Genomic DNA, 13,865 nt, shown 5'->3' on the forward strand with positions numbered 1-13,865 from the left:
AGACCCTGCCCCTTTCTGATACCATGGATAAATTGATTTTGGTACTTTTCATCATACCAAAAAGAAGTCAGAATGATAAGAAAACAATGCAGGGGGATGGAATCTATGAGTCGAACAGCATCATCGGAAGTGACAACTGCCCAGTGGCAGCAAAAACGGGATCAATTCGTTTCCAAGGGGGTCGGCAATGGAAACCGCAGCATGGCGGTAAAAGGGGAAGGGGCGCTTTTGTACGATTTGGACGGCAGACGATTCATTGATTTTGCCGGAGCGATCGGAACGCTGAATGTCGGCCATTCCCATCCGAAAGTGGTGGAGGCCGTGAAGAAACAGGCGGAGGATCTGATTCACCCGGGATTTAACGTCATGATGTATCCGTCTTATATTGAGCTGGCCGAAAAACTTTGCGCCCTTGCGCCGGGAGATCATGCGAAAAAAGCGATTTTTCTCAATTCGGGGGCGGAAGCGGTGGAAAACGCCGTGAAAATCGCCAGAAAATACACGAAGCGCCAGGCTGTCGTGTCATTTACAAGAGGGTTCCACGGCCGCACGAACATGACGATGAGCATGACGAGCAAGGTGAAGCCTTATAAATTCGGTTTCGGCCCGTTTGCCTCAGAGGTGTATCAGGCGCCGTTTCCTTACTATTATCAAAAGCCGGCCGGCATGAGCGACGAGCAGTATGACGACTTTATCATCAGCGCTTTTGAGGATTTCTTTATCGCCGCAGTTGCACCGGAAACCGTCGCTTGTGTCGTCATGGAGCCGGTTCAGGGAGAAGGCGGCTTCATCATTCCGTCAAAACGTTTCGTCCAGCACGTCGCCGCTTTTTGTCAAAAACACGGCATCGTTTTTGTGGCGGATGAGATTCAGACCGGTTTTGCCAGAACGGGAACGTATTTTGCGATTGAACATTTCGGAGCCGTTCCTGATTTGATCACCGTTTCCAAATCACTTGCGGCCGGATTGCCGCTGAGCGGCGTCATCGGCCGGGCGGAAATGCTTGATGCCGCCGCGCCGGGGGAACTCGGGGGCACATATGCGGGAAGCCCGCTCGGCTGTGCGGCTGCGCTTGCGGTCTTGGATATTATTGAAGAAGAAGGGCTGAATCAGCGTTCCGAGGAGATCGGCCGGATCATCGAGCATCAAGCGCTCGAGTGGAAAAAAGAGCATGCCTGTATCGGAGAAGTGCGCAGACTCGGCGCGATGGCGGCCATCGAAATTGTCAAAGATCCGGACACGCGGGAACCGGACAAAGCAAAAGCCGCGGCGATCGCCAAAACGGCGAACGAGAACGGACTGCTGCTGCTGACGGCCGGCATTAACGGCAACATTATCAGATTCCTGACGCCGCTTGTCGTGACGGATGAGCAGCTCAAAGAAGGCCTTTCCATTATCGAAGCAGCTCTGTGAGTTCAATTATTGGAATGCCGGCGGATGTGTCTGCTATCATGAAAGTGTGAGATACATCAACTAGCATTCAATGGCTTTACTATAGCAGAGAAAGGAATGTTCAATATGCCAGAACAATTAACAGTGTACAACCCGGCAACGGGAGAGGCGATCGAAAGCATCCCCCAGCAGACGGCCGAAGATGTTGAAAAAGCGATTGAACGTTCACATCAAGCGTTTCAATCATGGTCCAAAACATCAGCGGGAGAACGTGCCTCACTTTTGAGAAAATGGTATGAGCTGATTGTTGAAAATAAAGAAGAACTTGCGGAATTAATTACGAAAGAAAACGGCAAACCGTACGAAGAAGCGGTCGGAGAAGTTTTATACGGCGCCGGCTATATTGAATGGTTCGCCGAAGAAGCAAAACGGATTTACGGCAGAACAGTACCTGCGCCGACAACGGGCAAACGGATTGTCGTCACCCGTCAGGCGGTCGGTCCGGTAGCCGCGATCACGCCGTGGAATTTCCCGAATGCGATGATTACAAGAAAAGCCGCGCCCGCTTTGGCGGCAGGCTGTACGTTCATCATCAAACCGGCGGAGGATACGCCGCTTTCCGCTTACGCCCTTGCGCGTCTCGCATATGAAGCGGGAATTCCGAAGGACGTGCTGCAAGTGGTGATCGGTGACGGAGCCGAAATCGGAAACGTCTTCACCAGCAGCCCGAAAATCCGCAAAATTACCTTTACCGGCTCAACGCCTGTCGGCAAAATCCTGATGAAAAACAGCGCCGACACCGTAAAACATATGTCAATGGAGCTTGGCGGACATGCGCCGCTGATCGTGGATGAAGACGCTGATCTTGATCTGGCGGTAGCCCAAACAATGGCCTCTAAATTCAGAAATGCCGGCCAAACCTGCGTCTGTGCGAACCGGCTGATCGTACACGAATCCGTAAAAGACGAGTTTGCGAAAAAACTGAGTGAAGAAGCTGCGAAACTCAAAGTCGGAAACGGTCTTGAAAAAGGCGTAAACGTCGGCCCTGTCATCAACAAAAAAGGCTTCGATAAAATCGTCGGCCAAATTAATGACGCCGTGGAAAAAGGCGCAAAAGTGCTGACGGGCGGAACGTATGACCAAAACGATGAAAAAGGCTGCTATTTCGTGACACCGACCGTGCTGTCAAATGTAGATACATCCATGAACATCATGCATGAAGAAACATTCGGCCCGGTTGCGCCGATCGTTACGTTCTCAGATATTGATGAAGCGATCAAGCTTGCGAACGATACGCCGTTCGGACTTGCGGCTTATTTCTTCACAGAAAACTACCGCCGCGGCATCTATATTTCTGAACAGCTTGAATACGGCATCATCGGCTGGAATGACGGCGGTCCGTCCGCGGTTCAAGCGCCGTTCGGAGGAATGAAAGAAAGCGGCATCGGCCGTGAAGGCGGTACGGAAGGCATTGAACCGTACCTGGAAACCAAATACATGTCTATCGGACTTTAATGAGCCGAAAAGAAAGCCCCGCTTCTAAGCGGGGCTGTTTTTATTGAGCAGTCTGCCGGTGAATATCGCCGGCAGGCTTTTTTGATCTTGCGGGAATAATCGGTTCGATTCCAGACAAAATAACAGCAAATACGATTGAAAGAAGGTCGCCATCATGGATATATTACTGGCTCTTCTCCCGGCTTTATTTTGGGGGAGCATCGTGTTATTTAACGTCAAATTAGGCGGCGGGCCTTACAGCCAGACGCTGGGAACGACAATCGGGGCGCTCATCGTTTCGTTTGTGTTGTATCTGTTTGTCCACCCGGTGCTGTCTGGGCGCATTTTTATTGTCGGCATCATCTCGGGGCTGTTTTGGTCGCTCGGCCAAAGCAATCAGCTTAAAAGCATACAGCTGATGGGCGTTTCAAAAACGATGCCGATATCAACGGGAATGCAGCTCGTCTCGACTTCTTTGTTCGGTGTGATCGTATTCAAAGAATGGTCAACCCCGATCGCGATTACGCTGGGTATTCTCGCCCTTATTTTTATCATCATCGGGATTGTGCTCACATCTTTAGAAGATAAAAAGGGGCGGGCGGACGGAGAACCGGGAAACTTAAAAAAAGGCATTGTCATCCTGCTGATCTCCACGCTCGGTTATTTGGTCTATGTCGTTGTGGCCCGGCTGTTCGGCGTATCCGGATGGTCAGCGCTCCTGCCGCAGGCGATCGGGATGGTCATCGGCGGACTGCTCCTGACGTACAAGCATAAACCGTTTAATAAGTACGCCCTCAAGAACATTCTGCCGGGAATCATCTGGGCGCTCGGGAATATGTTTCTGTTCATCTCACAGCCGCGCGTCGGAGTTGCGACAAGTTTTTCCCTCTCTCAAATGGGGATCGTCATCAGCACGCTCGGCGGAATCTTCATTCTCCGTGAGAGCAAAACGAAGCGTCAGCTGGTCGCCATTGCCATCGGGATTATCCTGATCATTGTGGCCGCGGTATTCTTAGGCGTTGCGAAATCAAATTCATAACAAATGCAGGAGGTTTGAACATGTACACGGATTTAAAAGGAAAAGTCGTTGCCATTACGGGAGCTTCATCAGGATTAGGAAAAGCGATGGCGATCCGCTTCGGACAGGAGCAGGCGAAAGTCGTGGTTAACTACTATAGTAATGAAAAAGACGCCCAAACCGTTAAAGAAGAGATTCAAAAAGCGGGAGGCGAAGCGGTCATCGTTCAAGGCGACGTCACAAAAGAAGAAGATGTCAAAAACATCGTGCAGACCGCGGTGAAGGAATTCGGGACATTGGATGTCATGATCAATAACGCCGGCATGGAAAATCCGGTTCAGTCACATGAAATGCCGCTTAAAGACTGGAACAAAGTCATCAATACCAATCTGACCGGCGCTTTCTTAGGAAGCCGCGAAGCCATTAAATATTACGTAGAGAATGATATTCAAGGAAACGTCATTAACATGTCGAGCGTACATGAAATGATTCCGTGGCCGCTGTTTGTTCACTACGCGGCGAGTAAAGGCGGCATCAAATTGATGACGGAAACGCTGGCGCTTGAGTACGCGCCGAAGCGCATCCGTGTTAACAACATCGGGCCGGGAGCCATCAATACGCCGATCAACGCGGAAAAATTTGCGGATCCCGTTCAGAAAAAAGATGTGGAAAGCATGATTCCGATGGGATATATCGGTGAGCCGGAAGAAATCGCGGCTGTCGCCGTCTGGCTTGCTTCAAAGGAATCAAGCTACGTAACCGGCATTACGCTGTTTGCTGACGGGGGAATGACCAAATATCCGTCATTCCAGGCAGGCCGCGGATAAGAAAAAAAGCGATCGCAGGCTCTTTAGAGCCGGATCGCTTTTTGCTTACGCGCGTTTTTTCTTTACAAGCGCCGCGATGGAAAGGATAATCGCCGCAGCTGACAGAACGATGGCTGCAATATCAAGCGCTGATACGCCGGATTTGCTTTCTTCGTTTGACTGTTCAGCTCCGTGCGCATCCGTCACGCTGGCCGATTTCGTGATTTTCGTAATCGAGTGGGGCGTGTCGGCTTTCTCATCACCCGTCCATTCTACAATGCTGCCGTCTTTGTAATATTGGTAAGCGTCCCAAGCGGCATCTCCGCTCTTTTCAGGATTTTTCGCAACGAACGTGAACTGCTGGAATTGGCCGGGCTGGATGCCGCCGTCCTTTGCTTCCCAAGTGACGGAGACCGCTTTGTCATCATGTTTGGATACGGATGTTTTCCATCCCGGAATCGGCTGATATTGCTGAAATTCAACGCCGGCGGGCATTTTCAGCACGACTTTCGTTGTCGGCTCATTCTTTTCCACAGGCACTTTCATCGTGTACGTTTCCCAAGAACCGGCCGCGGATTCCGCGGGTTTGACTGAGACGTGGGCGCTTGCTGCCGCCGTAAAACCGACGAGTGACAGGGTCACGGCGGATATGAATAATAAAGCCTTTTTTTTCAACATGAGATACACTCCTTAGTTTGTCGTTGAGAATATTTGGTTGATTTCATTAAAATCGTTTGTCAGCCCGTGGACTTTGATCTTCCAGTTTCCCTTTTCGGTGATGGACAGGTTGGCGGCTTCAAATGTGCCTTCCTTCGTCTTCTTCAAATCAAAGGTGCTTTCATGCTGTTTGCCGCTGAAGCCCGTCTGGTAAACAGTGACCGTAAATTGCTGAATGTCTTTTACCAAGCTGCCGTTGTGATCGGTGACAATGACTTGAAATTCATTTTTACCCGGCTGGTTCGGCGTAATGTGCAAGGACAGGGTTTCCCCGTTTCCGATCGTTTCTGAGCCGTTAAAAGGCAATGGCGCAGGCGGCGGCGGGCTGGGCAGGCTTGTGAAGACGGCGGTTGTAAATAACACCGCGATGCCTAGTGCCCATTCGGCCTTTATCGTTGCGCTGATGCTCCTTTTTCTGCTGAACTTCGTTATCCATACGTGAACGGCGCCGAGCACAAGCATGATGACAAACAGTCCGATTTTCAAAAGGAGCGTCTTACCGTAAGCGGTGTGAAAGAGTGAATCAAACGTGCGGATAATGAAAAATCCGTTCAGCACACCTGAAAATAACAGCACACCGACAGAGGCGAACGCCCAAGGAGAAAACCGTCTGACCGTTTCCCAAGCGATGGTTTTATCGGTTTTTCTCCACTCTGATGAAAGAAGCAGCACAAGCGCGGCGATACCGCCCATCCATACAGACGCGGCCGATAAATGGAGAAAGTCCATCGCGATGCCGACCGCTTTTTCGTCAATGACCGCCGCATGCCCGGCGAATGCTTTTGCCAAAAGCGAAGCGAAGAAGAACAACAGCGGCGCCGTCCAGTACGCAAATGACCGGAATGCTTTCTTCTTCAACAGCGGGATCATGGACAGGGCGAGCAGGATAAATAAGCTGGTCTGGATCATCCAGACGTACCCGCCTGCCGTTTTCAGAAGCGTTTCTTTTACATAGTCCGGCTGGAACGCGGCGCTCCAAGCGCCGCCCGCGTTTTCTTTCGTCTGGATCGGGAGCTGGCAGATAAGCGCGAGCCCCGTTACACATAAAGAAATCACGAGCAGCTTTACAGTTCGTTTTGCTTTTGATGAATCTTTATTATTTCTGTACCAAAACAGATGGAAAAAAGCCGTGCCGATAAACAGGGAGAGAGCGGTGTACAAAATACCGCGGTCGATGGCCGCTTCGGGATGAAGCGCCGCTTGCGATGATGTCTGCTCCTGAAGTTCTCCGCCGGCTTTTCCGACACTGAAAGGGATGACGCCGGATACCGGATGTCCGTCGGCCGATACCGCGTTCCATTCCGCTCTGTAAATATCATGCGGCAGATTTTTTTTCAATGCCGCGGTCATGATGCGGGCATCATTTTTTTGAATCACCGTTTTGCCCGCGTCGACCCGTTCGCCGGATGAATTATAGACCTTAATGGAGTGGAAGCCTTCTTCAATCTGTTCATTAAACTCAATTTCAATCTGCTTCGGCGCTTGTTTTAATTCGCTGTTCTCACCCGGATTTGAGTTTGTGATGTAGGCGTGGGCGAAGCTTGTTTTCGGAATCAAAACAAGGAACAGCAAAAAGATGAGCCAGCGTTTGTTCTGTCTCATGGATGATGACACCGCCTTCCGGTTGGTTGTTGTTATGTCTTGCTGCAGGTGCATCCCTTCTGCCTGTCGTGTAAGATGATGTCCGCCGCCTCGTCAAAGGTGCAAATGACCCCGCCGAATCCTTTTTGAAACCGTTCTGCGTAATCAAGCGTTGAGAAGGGAATCGCCTGAGGCCGGCAGCATTGAAGGTCAATATCGGCATGGACTAAAAAGTATGCGGAAGCGGCCGTCAGCGTCGTCTGGAGAAGAAAATCTTTACAAATGACGTGGGACACTTCTTCCTTTTTATCCTCATACCGCAAAATCGCGCAATGAATGCAGCACATCTGCTCAACGGCTTGTGAAACGGTAATAAGCTGAACAGAATACGAATGCTGAATCGGCCGCAGGCAATAGCCGCATTGATTGGCGCTTCGTTCTGAAGCGGGAGGGAGGGTAATGCCGCCGGGTGTCCGGATAATCCGGTTTGCATCCGCCAGCTGATTGACGTCTCTGTACACGGTCATCTCGGAGACGCCGAATCTCTCGCTTATGTCAGAGATTTTCAGCGCGCCCTCTTCTTTCAGCCATTCAAGCAAGGTTTGCTGTCTGTGAATCGGAAGCAATTCTGCATCCTCCTTTTTATGATGCGAATGAGTGATGAACCTCCCTCTAAGAGTAGATGTTTTCACAAATGCACACAAGAGCCTGATGATAAAATATGTGAAAAAATGTTGAACAATCACAAATGTAAAAGACGTAGTCAGACTCTGTTATAATAGAAGAGTTGAATGGAGGAATAAACATGAAAGAAACGACCTGCCCGAACTGCGGCAAGCCGATTACAGGCGACATGGTCAGATCATCCATGATCCCGTGCCAGTTTCAGTGCGGGCATTGCCATGTGAAATTGCGTGAATATAAAGTATCAGCTCCGATTATGGCTGCGGCCATTGCGATTACGGTGCTTTTGATTTATCTTGTGCAGATGGCCAGAACCGCCGTCATGCCGATGTTTCCGGCAGCGCGGTATGTGCCGGCCGCCATTTTCGCACTCGTATGTGCGTATCCGGTGTTTATTGTCAGTGAGCGGCTCATTGCCAAACTCGTCGTCACAAAAGGACACATTATATACAGAAAGCGGTAAGACACCTTTGATGAGGTGTCTTTTTTTGTTAAGGAGTTGTCACAGTCTCTGTGCCAAACTCCTCTTTACTTTTCATTGAATGGGGATTGTAAGCGTTTTATGATGAAGACACAGGGGAGAGAGAGAAACCCCGTGTCTTATTTATTTTCATCTGAAGGCAAGCAAACAGGGAGGGAATGAACATGCAGCAAGAACAGCAAGCTGGCATGAAAGTGAAGATACAGCGGTTCGGCAGTTATTTAAGCGGTATGATCATGCCGAATATCGGCGCATTTATCGCATGGGGAATTATCACCGCGCTGTTTATTCCTGCGGGATGGTTTCCGAATCCGCAGCTGAATACATTGGTAAGCCCGATGATTACGTATCTACTGCCGCTTTTAATCGCATATACGGGCGGAAAAATGATTTACGATCACCGCGGGGGAGTCGTCGGAGCGACGGCGGCCATCGGAGTCATTGTCGGAGCGGACATTCCGATGTTCTTAGGGGCAATGATTATGGGGCCTTTGGGCGGTTATCTCATTAAACAATTAGACCGTGTGTTTAAAGATAAAGTCAGACAGGGTTTTGAAATGCTGATCAACAACTTCACGGCGGGAATTATCGGAGCTGTGCTGACGATTATCGCGTTTTATGCGATCGGCCCGGTCGTCCTGTCTCTTAACAAATTGCTGGCGGCGGGTGTGGAAGTCATTGTCCACGCGAATTTGCTGCCGATTGCAAGCGTTTTCGTAGAGCCGGCGAAAGTCCTGTTCCTGAATAACGCGATCAACCACGGCATTTTAAGTCCGATCGGAATCGAGCAGGCCGCCAAAGCGGGTAAATCCATTCTGTTTTTAGTGGAAGCGAACCCCGGGCCGGGACTCGGTATTTTACTGGCATATATGTTCTTTGGGAAAGGCTCTTCAAGATCGACGGCTCCGGGAGCGGCGATCATTCATTTCTTCGGGGGGATTCATGAAATCTATTTCCCTTACATTTTAATGAAACCGATGCTGATTCTCGCGGCGATCGCTGGGGGAGCGAGCGGACTGCTTACATTCTCGATCTTTAACGCGGGTCTTGTCGCGGCATCATCTCCGGGAAGCATCATCGCCATTTTAGCGCTGACGCCGAAAGGAAGCTACCTCGGCGTGCTGGCGGGCGTCATCGTTGCCGCGGCCGTATCGTTTATCGTCTCGGCGCTTATTCTGAAATCGTCTAAAGCGGGCGAAGAAGATTTGACAGCCGCGGCGGAAAAAATGCAGGAAATGAAAGGCAGGAAAAGTGAAGCGGCGGCCGCGTTGGCAGACAAAGAGGAAGAGCCGGAAAACAGCGCCGCTGATATTTCCGCTGACCAAGTCAGCCGCATTATCTTCGCGTGTGACGCGGGTATGGGATCGAGCGCAATGGGTGCCTCCATTTTAAGAAACAAAGTGAAAAAAGCAGACCTGGATATTGATGTGACAAATACGTCGATCAATAATCTGCCGAATGACGCGGATATCGTCATTACGCATAAGGACCTGACTGACCGCGCGAAAGCGAAGCTGCCGCAGGCGGTGCACATTTCGGTTGATAATTTCTTGAACAGCCCGAAATACGATGAACTGATTGAAAAGCTTAAAAACTAATCAAACAGAAAGAGGGATCTTCATCATGGAAGTATTGGCTAAAGCGAACATCAAACTGAACCAGACGGTGAACTCAAAAGAGGATGCCATCCGCCTCGCGGGACAGACATTGATTGATAACGGCTACGTGAAGAACGGCTATGTGGAAAAAATGTTCGAACGTGAAGAAACATCATCCACGTTTATGGGGAATTTCATCGCGATCCCGCACGGCACGGAAGATGCAAAGGATGAGGTGCTTCATTCAGGCATTTCCGTCATCCAGATTCCGGACGGTGTGGAATACGGTGAAGGCAATACGGCAAAGGTCGTTTTCGGTATCGCCGGAAAAAACAATGAACACTTAGACATCCTGTCAAACATCGCCATCATCTGCTCAGAGGAAGAAAACATCGAACGGCTGATCAGTGCAAAGACGGAAGAAGAACTGGCCGCTATTTTCAGCGAGGTGAACTGACATGATTGCCCTTCATTTCGGAGCGGGAAACATCGGGCGGGGCTTTATCGGCGCCCTGCTCCATCATTCCGGCTATGACGTAGTTTTCGCTGATGTGAATGAAACGATGGTCAGCCTTCTCAATGAAAAGAAGGAATATACCGTGGAGCTTGCCGACGGCGGCCGGCAGACCGAAATCATCGGCCCCGTTTCAGCCATCAACAGCGCGGTGCAAGAACAAAAGCTGTACAGGCTGATCAATGAGGCGGCGATCATTACGACGGCGGTGGGCCCGAACGTTCTCAGACTCATCGCCCCGTCCATCGCGGAAGGGCTGAAGCGCAGAACGTCCTCTGAGCCTCTCAATATCATTGCCTGTGAAAATATGATCGGCGGCAGCAGTTTTCTGAAAAAAGCAGTTTTCGGACATTTGACGGAAGCGGAGCGGGAACTCGTGAACCGGACGGTCGGCTTCCCGGATTCTGCGGTGGATCGGATCGTGCCGATTCAGCACCATGAAGATCCGCTGAAAGTATCCGTAGAACCGTTTTTTGAATGGGTCATAGACAGAACCGGCTTTGCCGGCGGCCAGCCGGTACTTAAAGGCGCGTTGTTTACGGATGATCTTACGCCTTTCATCGAGAGAAAGCTGTTTACCGTCAATACCGGTCATGCCGTTACGGCGTACGTCGGCTATCAGCGCGGATTAAAAACCGTCAAAGAGGCCATCGGCCATCCGGAAATCCGGCGTGTCGTGTACGATGCACTTTCAGAAACGGGCGAGTACTTAGTGAAAGCGTACGGCTTTAAGCAATCCGAACACGAGCAGTACATGAAAAAAATCATCGGCCGCTTTGAAAATGAATACATCACGGATGATGTGACAAGAGTCGCCAGATCACCGCTCAGAAAACTCGGAGCGAATGATAGATTAGTAGGGCCGGCCAAAAAAATAAAAGAACCGAACGCGCTGGCAGAAGGCATCGCCGCCGCCCTGCGCTTTGACTATCAGGATGATCCGGAAGCGGTTGAGCTGCAAAAGCTTATCGCGGAAAAAGGCACGAGCCGCGTTCTTCAAGACATTTGCGGTATTCAGCTGCATGAACCGCTGCACGGCATCGTGCTCAAAAAGCTCAATCAATAAAAATGAACCCGCGTCGGGGGACGCGGGTTTTTTCTTGCGTTATAATAAGAGGGAAGGGAGGCTGCGTGATGAATCAGAAGCTATTGCCCCATCGTTTTCCGTTTCTTTTGATTGACGGCACGACGAACAGTGAAGCCGGAAAATGGGCGGCTGCTTACAAAAACATCAGTGAAAATGACTGGTTTATAACTGAATCCCAAAGAGAGATGCCATTTTCGCTCGTCGTTGAAGCAATGGCCCAAACGGCGGCTTGCGCGGGAATTACCGGCGGTGACGGCCTCGGTCTCTTATCCGCGGTGAAGAAAGCGGAAAGGTTAGGTGACGCTTTGCCGGGAGACCGTCTGGATCTTTTTTTTGAGGTCACGCGAATCAGACGCGGTTTTGTGTTCGGCCGGGCGAAAGCGTCCGTTGCCGGGAAGCCTGTGGCGGAAGCTGAGCTCAGCATATTTATCCAGCCATCGTAAAAAAAGCCGCCTCCATCGGCGGCTTTCGGACAAGCGTGTTATTTTGTATCATAATCTCTTTCACTTTGTGAATTGTCCCTTTGGTCATGTTTGTGTTTTTCGTCATTGGCGTTTTCCTTCAGCTCTTCCAGCGGAATCGGATCGGTTAAATCATGATGTTCAGGATTTTCATTCGGTTTGTTCTTTTGTTTTCTTTCTTTCATCCTCCATCACCTCAATATTTCTTTTCCTCAACGTTCTCCCCGCCAAACGCAGGAAGCGGTTTTTTGTTCCTGTGGGTCATATGTATTAAAATAGAGACGACTACATTATAAAAAGTGAGGTACATATATGCCGATACAAAGAGAAGACGCAGATATTAAACTGATCGCGATTGATATGGACGGAACCCTGCTCAATGACGAGCAGCTCATCCCGGAGGAAAACCGGCGGGCGATCAAGGAAGCGGAGGCGAAAGGAATTCACGTCGTCATCAGCACAGGACGCACGCTGATGACCTGCCGCGAACTGGCTGAGTCTCTCGAGCTGTCATCCTTTTTAATCACGGCAAACGGCAGCGAAATCTGGGATTCCGACTTTGAGCTGGTTGAGCGCAAGCTTCTTCATACCGATCATATTCAAAAATTATGGGATCTGAGGAATAAGCACAACACGAATTTCTGGGCCTCTACCGTCGATAGAGTGTGGAGAGGAGAATTCCCGGAAACGATTACGGATCATCAGTGGCTCAAGTTCGGATTCGAAATCGAGGATGACGAAGTGCGGAATGAGGTGCTGAAAGAGCTCAAGGAATACAAGGAGCTCGAGATCACAAACTCCAGTCCGATCAACATCGAAGTCAATGCCCTCGGTATCAACAAAGCGGCTGCGCTGGCGAAGGTATCGGAAAAACTCGGCTTCACGATGGAAAATGTGATGGCCATGGGTGACAGTCTGAATGACATTGCCATGATTGAAAAAGCGGGTGTCGGCGTCGCCATGGGGAATGCGCAGGACATTGTGAAAGAAACAGCTGACTGGGTGACTGATGTCAACACGGAAAACGGGGTCGCCAAAGCGATCCGCCACTGGGTGTTATAATAGAAAAAAGAGAGAGTCTCAGTATGAGGCTCTCTTTTTTTGTTTTGTCAGATTTATGACTAGGTCCATGGTAGGTTTTCTGACAAAAGGATGTTCAAACCTGTCAGAAATAAATATAATGAAGAGAAATCCAACAATTCGGAATAGTCATTCCGAATAGCGGAATGATAATCATATAAAACGTTTACAATACAGGAGGGATCTTATGTTTCAGATTGACATCAATTGTGATTTAGGAGAGAGTTTCGGTGCTTATAAAATCGGGCTGGATGAAGAGATTTTGGATTATGTGACATCTGCAAACATCGCCTGCGGCTTTCATGCGGGTGATCCCAGCGTGATGCGCAAAACGGTTGCGCTTGCGGCGGAAAAAGGCGTGAAAATCGGCGCTCATCCCGGGCTGTTCGATCTGCAGGGATTCGGGCGGCGTCAGATCGCGATTACACCCGAGGAAGCGTATGATCTGACGCTGTACCAAATCGGCGCGCTGTCAGGGTTTTTAAAAGCAGAAGGTGTCGAGATGCAGCATGTGAAGCCGCACGGCGCTTTATATAATATGGCCGCCGTCAATCCCGGCCTGTCAGAAGCCATCGCTCAGGCGGTCTGTCATTTTGATCCCGGGCTTATTCTTTTCGGGCTTTCCGGAAGCGAGCTGATTAAAGCGGGAGATCGAATCGGACTGAGGACGGCAAGCGAAGTGTTTGCGGACCGCACCTATCAGGAAGACGGCACGCTGACGCCGCGTTCAGAGCCGGATGCGCTGATTCAGGATGACAAAAAAGCGGTCGGTCAAGTGATTCAAATGGTGAAAGACAGCACGGTGACATCACGTAAGGGACAAGCTGTAAGCCTGAAAGCGGACACAGTCTGCATTCACGGAGACGGAGCCCACGCCCTCACATTCGCAAAAACAATCAAAAAAGAATTAAAAGCGGCAGACATTCAAATCAGCGCGCTTTCAAAAGACTGA

General features: G+C 50.1%; 15 protein-coding genes. 11 read left to right on the plus strand and 4 right to left on the minus strand.

Annotated elements, in window-relative coordinates:
• Positions 1-105: 105 nt before the first annotated feature.
• The 4 genes from gabT to gdh all read left to right on the plus strand — a co-directional run bounded on the left by gabT (position 106) and on the right by gdh (position 4,731).
• Positions 106-1,413, plus strand: a complete 1,308-nt coding sequence (gabT, locus tag ACKTRM_RS02070; protein ID WP_023356706.1) for a 4-aminobutyrate--2-oxoglutarate transaminase — start codon at positions 106-108, stop codon at positions 1,411-1,413.
• Between the two features lie 105 nt (positions 1,414-1,518).
• Complete coding sequence (gabD, locus tag ACKTRM_RS02075) at positions 1,519-2,907, plus strand: succinate-semialdehyde dehydrogenase (protein WP_007410282.1); 1,389 nt, start codon at positions 1,519-1,521, stop codon at positions 2,905-2,907.
• 154 nt (positions 2,908-3,061) lie between these two features.
• Positions 3,062-3,925 (plus strand): RhaT/GlcU family sugar-proton symporter, encoded by an 864-nt coding sequence (locus tag ACKTRM_RS02080; protein WP_003156317.1) that lies wholly within the window; start codon positions 3,062-3,064, stop codon positions 3,923-3,925.
• Positions 3,926-3,945: 20 nt separating this feature from the next.
• Positions 3,946-4,731 carry a glucose 1-dehydrogenase gene (gdh, locus tag ACKTRM_RS02085; protein WP_003156315.1) on the plus strand — a complete coding sequence of 262 codons (786 nt, stop codon included), beginning with the start codon at positions 3,946-3,948 and terminating at the stop codon, positions 4,729-4,731.
• 45 nt (positions 4,732-4,776) lie between these two features.
• Here the strand turns inward: gdh and ACKTRM_RS02090 are convergent, their stop codons facing one another.
• From ACKTRM_RS02090 to ACKTRM_RS02100, 3 genes are read right to left on the minus strand one after another with little or no spacing between them, the layout of a single operon-like run.
• Entirely contained in the window at positions 4,777-5,388 is a 612-nt protein-coding gene (locus ACKTRM_RS02090; protein ID WP_012116813.1) for a YcnI family copper-binding membrane protein, read from the minus strand.
• A gap of 12 nt (positions 5,389-5,400) precedes the next feature.
• Positions 5,401-7,029, minus strand: a complete 1,629-nt coding sequence (locus ACKTRM_RS02095) for a copper resistance CopC/CopD family protein (protein ID WP_012116814.1) — start codon at positions 7,027-7,029, stop codon at positions 5,401-5,403.
• 32 nt (positions 7,030-7,061) lie between these two features.
• Positions 7,062-7,634: a DeoR family transcriptional regulator gene (locus ACKTRM_RS02100; protein ID WP_012116815.1), complete on the minus strand. Its 573-nt coding sequence runs from the start codon at positions 7,632-7,634 to the stop codon at positions 7,062-7,064.
• Positions 7,635-7,813: 179 nt separating this feature from the next.
• On the opposite strand from ACKTRM_RS02100, the gene ACKTRM_RS02105 reads away from it, so the two are divergent.
• The 5 genes from ACKTRM_RS02105 to ACKTRM_RS02125 all read left to right on the plus strand — a co-directional run bounded on the left by ACKTRM_RS02105 (position 7,814) and on the right by ACKTRM_RS02125 (position 11,815).
• Positions 7,814-8,155, plus strand: a complete 342-nt coding sequence (locus ACKTRM_RS02105; protein WP_003156306.1) for a hypothetical protein — start codon at positions 7,814-7,816, stop codon at positions 8,153-8,155.
• A gap of 176 nt (positions 8,156-8,331) precedes the next feature.
• Positions 8,332-9,771 (plus strand): PTS mannitol transporter subunit IICB, encoded by a 1,440-nt coding sequence (locus ACKTRM_RS02110; RefSeq protein WP_014720723.1) that lies wholly within the window; start codon positions 8,332-8,334, stop codon positions 9,769-9,771.
• Positions 9,772-9,796: 25 nt separating this feature from the next.
• Positions 9,797-10,228, plus strand: a complete 432-nt coding sequence (locus ACKTRM_RS02115) for a PTS sugar transporter subunit IIA (RefSeq protein WP_012116817.1) — start codon at positions 9,797-9,799, stop codon at positions 10,226-10,228.
• Between the two features lies 1 nt (position 10,229).
• On the plus strand, positions 10,230-11,351 hold the full coding sequence (locus ACKTRM_RS02120) for a mannitol-1-phosphate 5-dehydrogenase (protein ID WP_012116818.1): 1,122 nt from the start codon (positions 10,230-10,232) through the stop codon (positions 11,349-11,351).
• 68 nt (positions 11,352-11,419) lie between these two features.
• Positions 11,420-11,815 carry a 3-hydroxyacyl-ACP dehydratase FabZ family protein gene (locus tag ACKTRM_RS02125; protein WP_012116819.1) on the plus strand — a complete coding sequence of 132 codons (396 nt, stop codon included), beginning with the start codon at positions 11,420-11,422 and terminating at the stop codon, positions 11,813-11,815.
• Between the two features lie 38 nt (positions 11,816-11,853).
• Here ACKTRM_RS02125 and ACKTRM_RS02130 read toward each other — a convergent pair whose 3' ends face one another.
• Positions 11,854-12,018 (minus strand): hypothetical protein, encoded by a 165-nt coding sequence (locus ACKTRM_RS02130; protein WP_003156294.1) that lies wholly within the window; start codon positions 12,016-12,018, stop codon positions 11,854-11,856.
• A 127-nt stretch (positions 12,019-12,145) separates the two neighbouring features.
• On the opposite strand from ACKTRM_RS02130, the gene ACKTRM_RS02135 reads away from it, so the two are divergent.
• Together ACKTRM_RS02135 and ACKTRM_RS02140 are read left to right on the plus strand one after the other, a co-directional pair.
• On the plus strand, positions 12,146-12,895 hold the full coding sequence (locus tag ACKTRM_RS02135; protein ID WP_007410293.1) for a Cof-type HAD-IIB family hydrolase: 750 nt from the start codon (positions 12,146-12,148) through the stop codon (positions 12,893-12,895).
• Positions 12,896-13,100: 205 nt separating this feature from the next.
• Positions 13,101-13,865 carry a 5-oxoprolinase subunit PxpA gene (locus tag ACKTRM_RS02140; protein WP_007410294.1) on the plus strand — a complete coding sequence of 255 codons (765 nt, stop codon included), beginning with the start codon at positions 13,101-13,103 and terminating at the stop codon, positions 13,863-13,865.

Source organism: Bacillus sp. D7-8 (genome assembly GCF_052055895.1).
Classification (GTDB): domain Bacteria; phylum Bacillota; class Bacilli; order Bacillales; family Bacillaceae; genus Bacillus; species Bacillus velezensis.

Coding starts and splice junctions, on each gene's coding strand:
- gabT (WP_023356706.1), top strand. CDS start 106: ATGAGTCGAACAGCATCATCGGAAGTGACAACTGCCCAGTGGCAGCAA.
- gabD (WP_007410282.1), top strand. CDS start 1,519: ATGCCAGAACAATTAACAGTGTACAACCCGGCAACGGGAGAGGCGATC.
- ACKTRM_RS02080 (WP_003156317.1), top strand. CDS start 3,062: ATGGATATATTACTGGCTCTTCTCCCGGCTTTATTTTGGGGGAGCATC.
- gdh (WP_003156315.1), top strand. CDS start 3,946: ATGTACACGGATTTAAAAGGAAAAGTCGTTGCCATTACGGGAGCTTCA.
- ACKTRM_RS02090 (WP_012116813.1), bottom strand. CDS start 5,388: ATGTTGAAAAAAAAGGCTTTATTATTCATATCCGCCGTGACCCTGTCA.
- ACKTRM_RS02095 (WP_012116814.1), bottom strand. CDS start 7,029: ATGAGACAGAACAAACGCTGGCTCATCTTTTTGCTGTTCCTTGTTTTG.
- ACKTRM_RS02105 (WP_003156306.1), top strand. CDS start 7,814: ATGAAAGAAACGACCTGCCCGAACTGCGGCAAGCCGATTACAGGCGAC.
- ACKTRM_RS02110 (WP_014720723.1), top strand. CDS start 8,332: ATGAACATGCAGCAAGAACAGCAAGCTGGCATGAAAGTGAAGATACAG.
- ACKTRM_RS02115 (WP_012116817.1), top strand. CDS start 9,797: ATGGAAGTATTGGCTAAAGCGAACATCAAACTGAACCAGACGGTGAAC.
- ACKTRM_RS02120 (WP_012116818.1), top strand. CDS start 10,230: ATGATTGCCCTTCATTTCGGAGCGGGAAACATCGGGCGGGGCTTTATC.
- ACKTRM_RS02125 (WP_012116819.1), top strand. CDS start 11,420: ATGAATCAGAAGCTATTGCCCCATCGTTTTCCGTTTCTTTTGATTGAC.
- ACKTRM_RS02130 (WP_003156294.1), bottom strand. CDS start 12,018: ATGAAAGAAAGAAAACAAAAGAACAAACCGAATGAAAATCCTGAACAT.
- ACKTRM_RS02135 (WP_007410293.1), top strand. CDS start 12,146: ATGCCGATACAAAGAGAAGACGCAGATATTAAACTGATCGCGATTGAT.
- ACKTRM_RS02140 (WP_007410294.1), top strand. CDS start 13,101: ATGTTTCAGATTGACATCAATTGTGATTTAGGAGAGAGTTTCGGTGCT.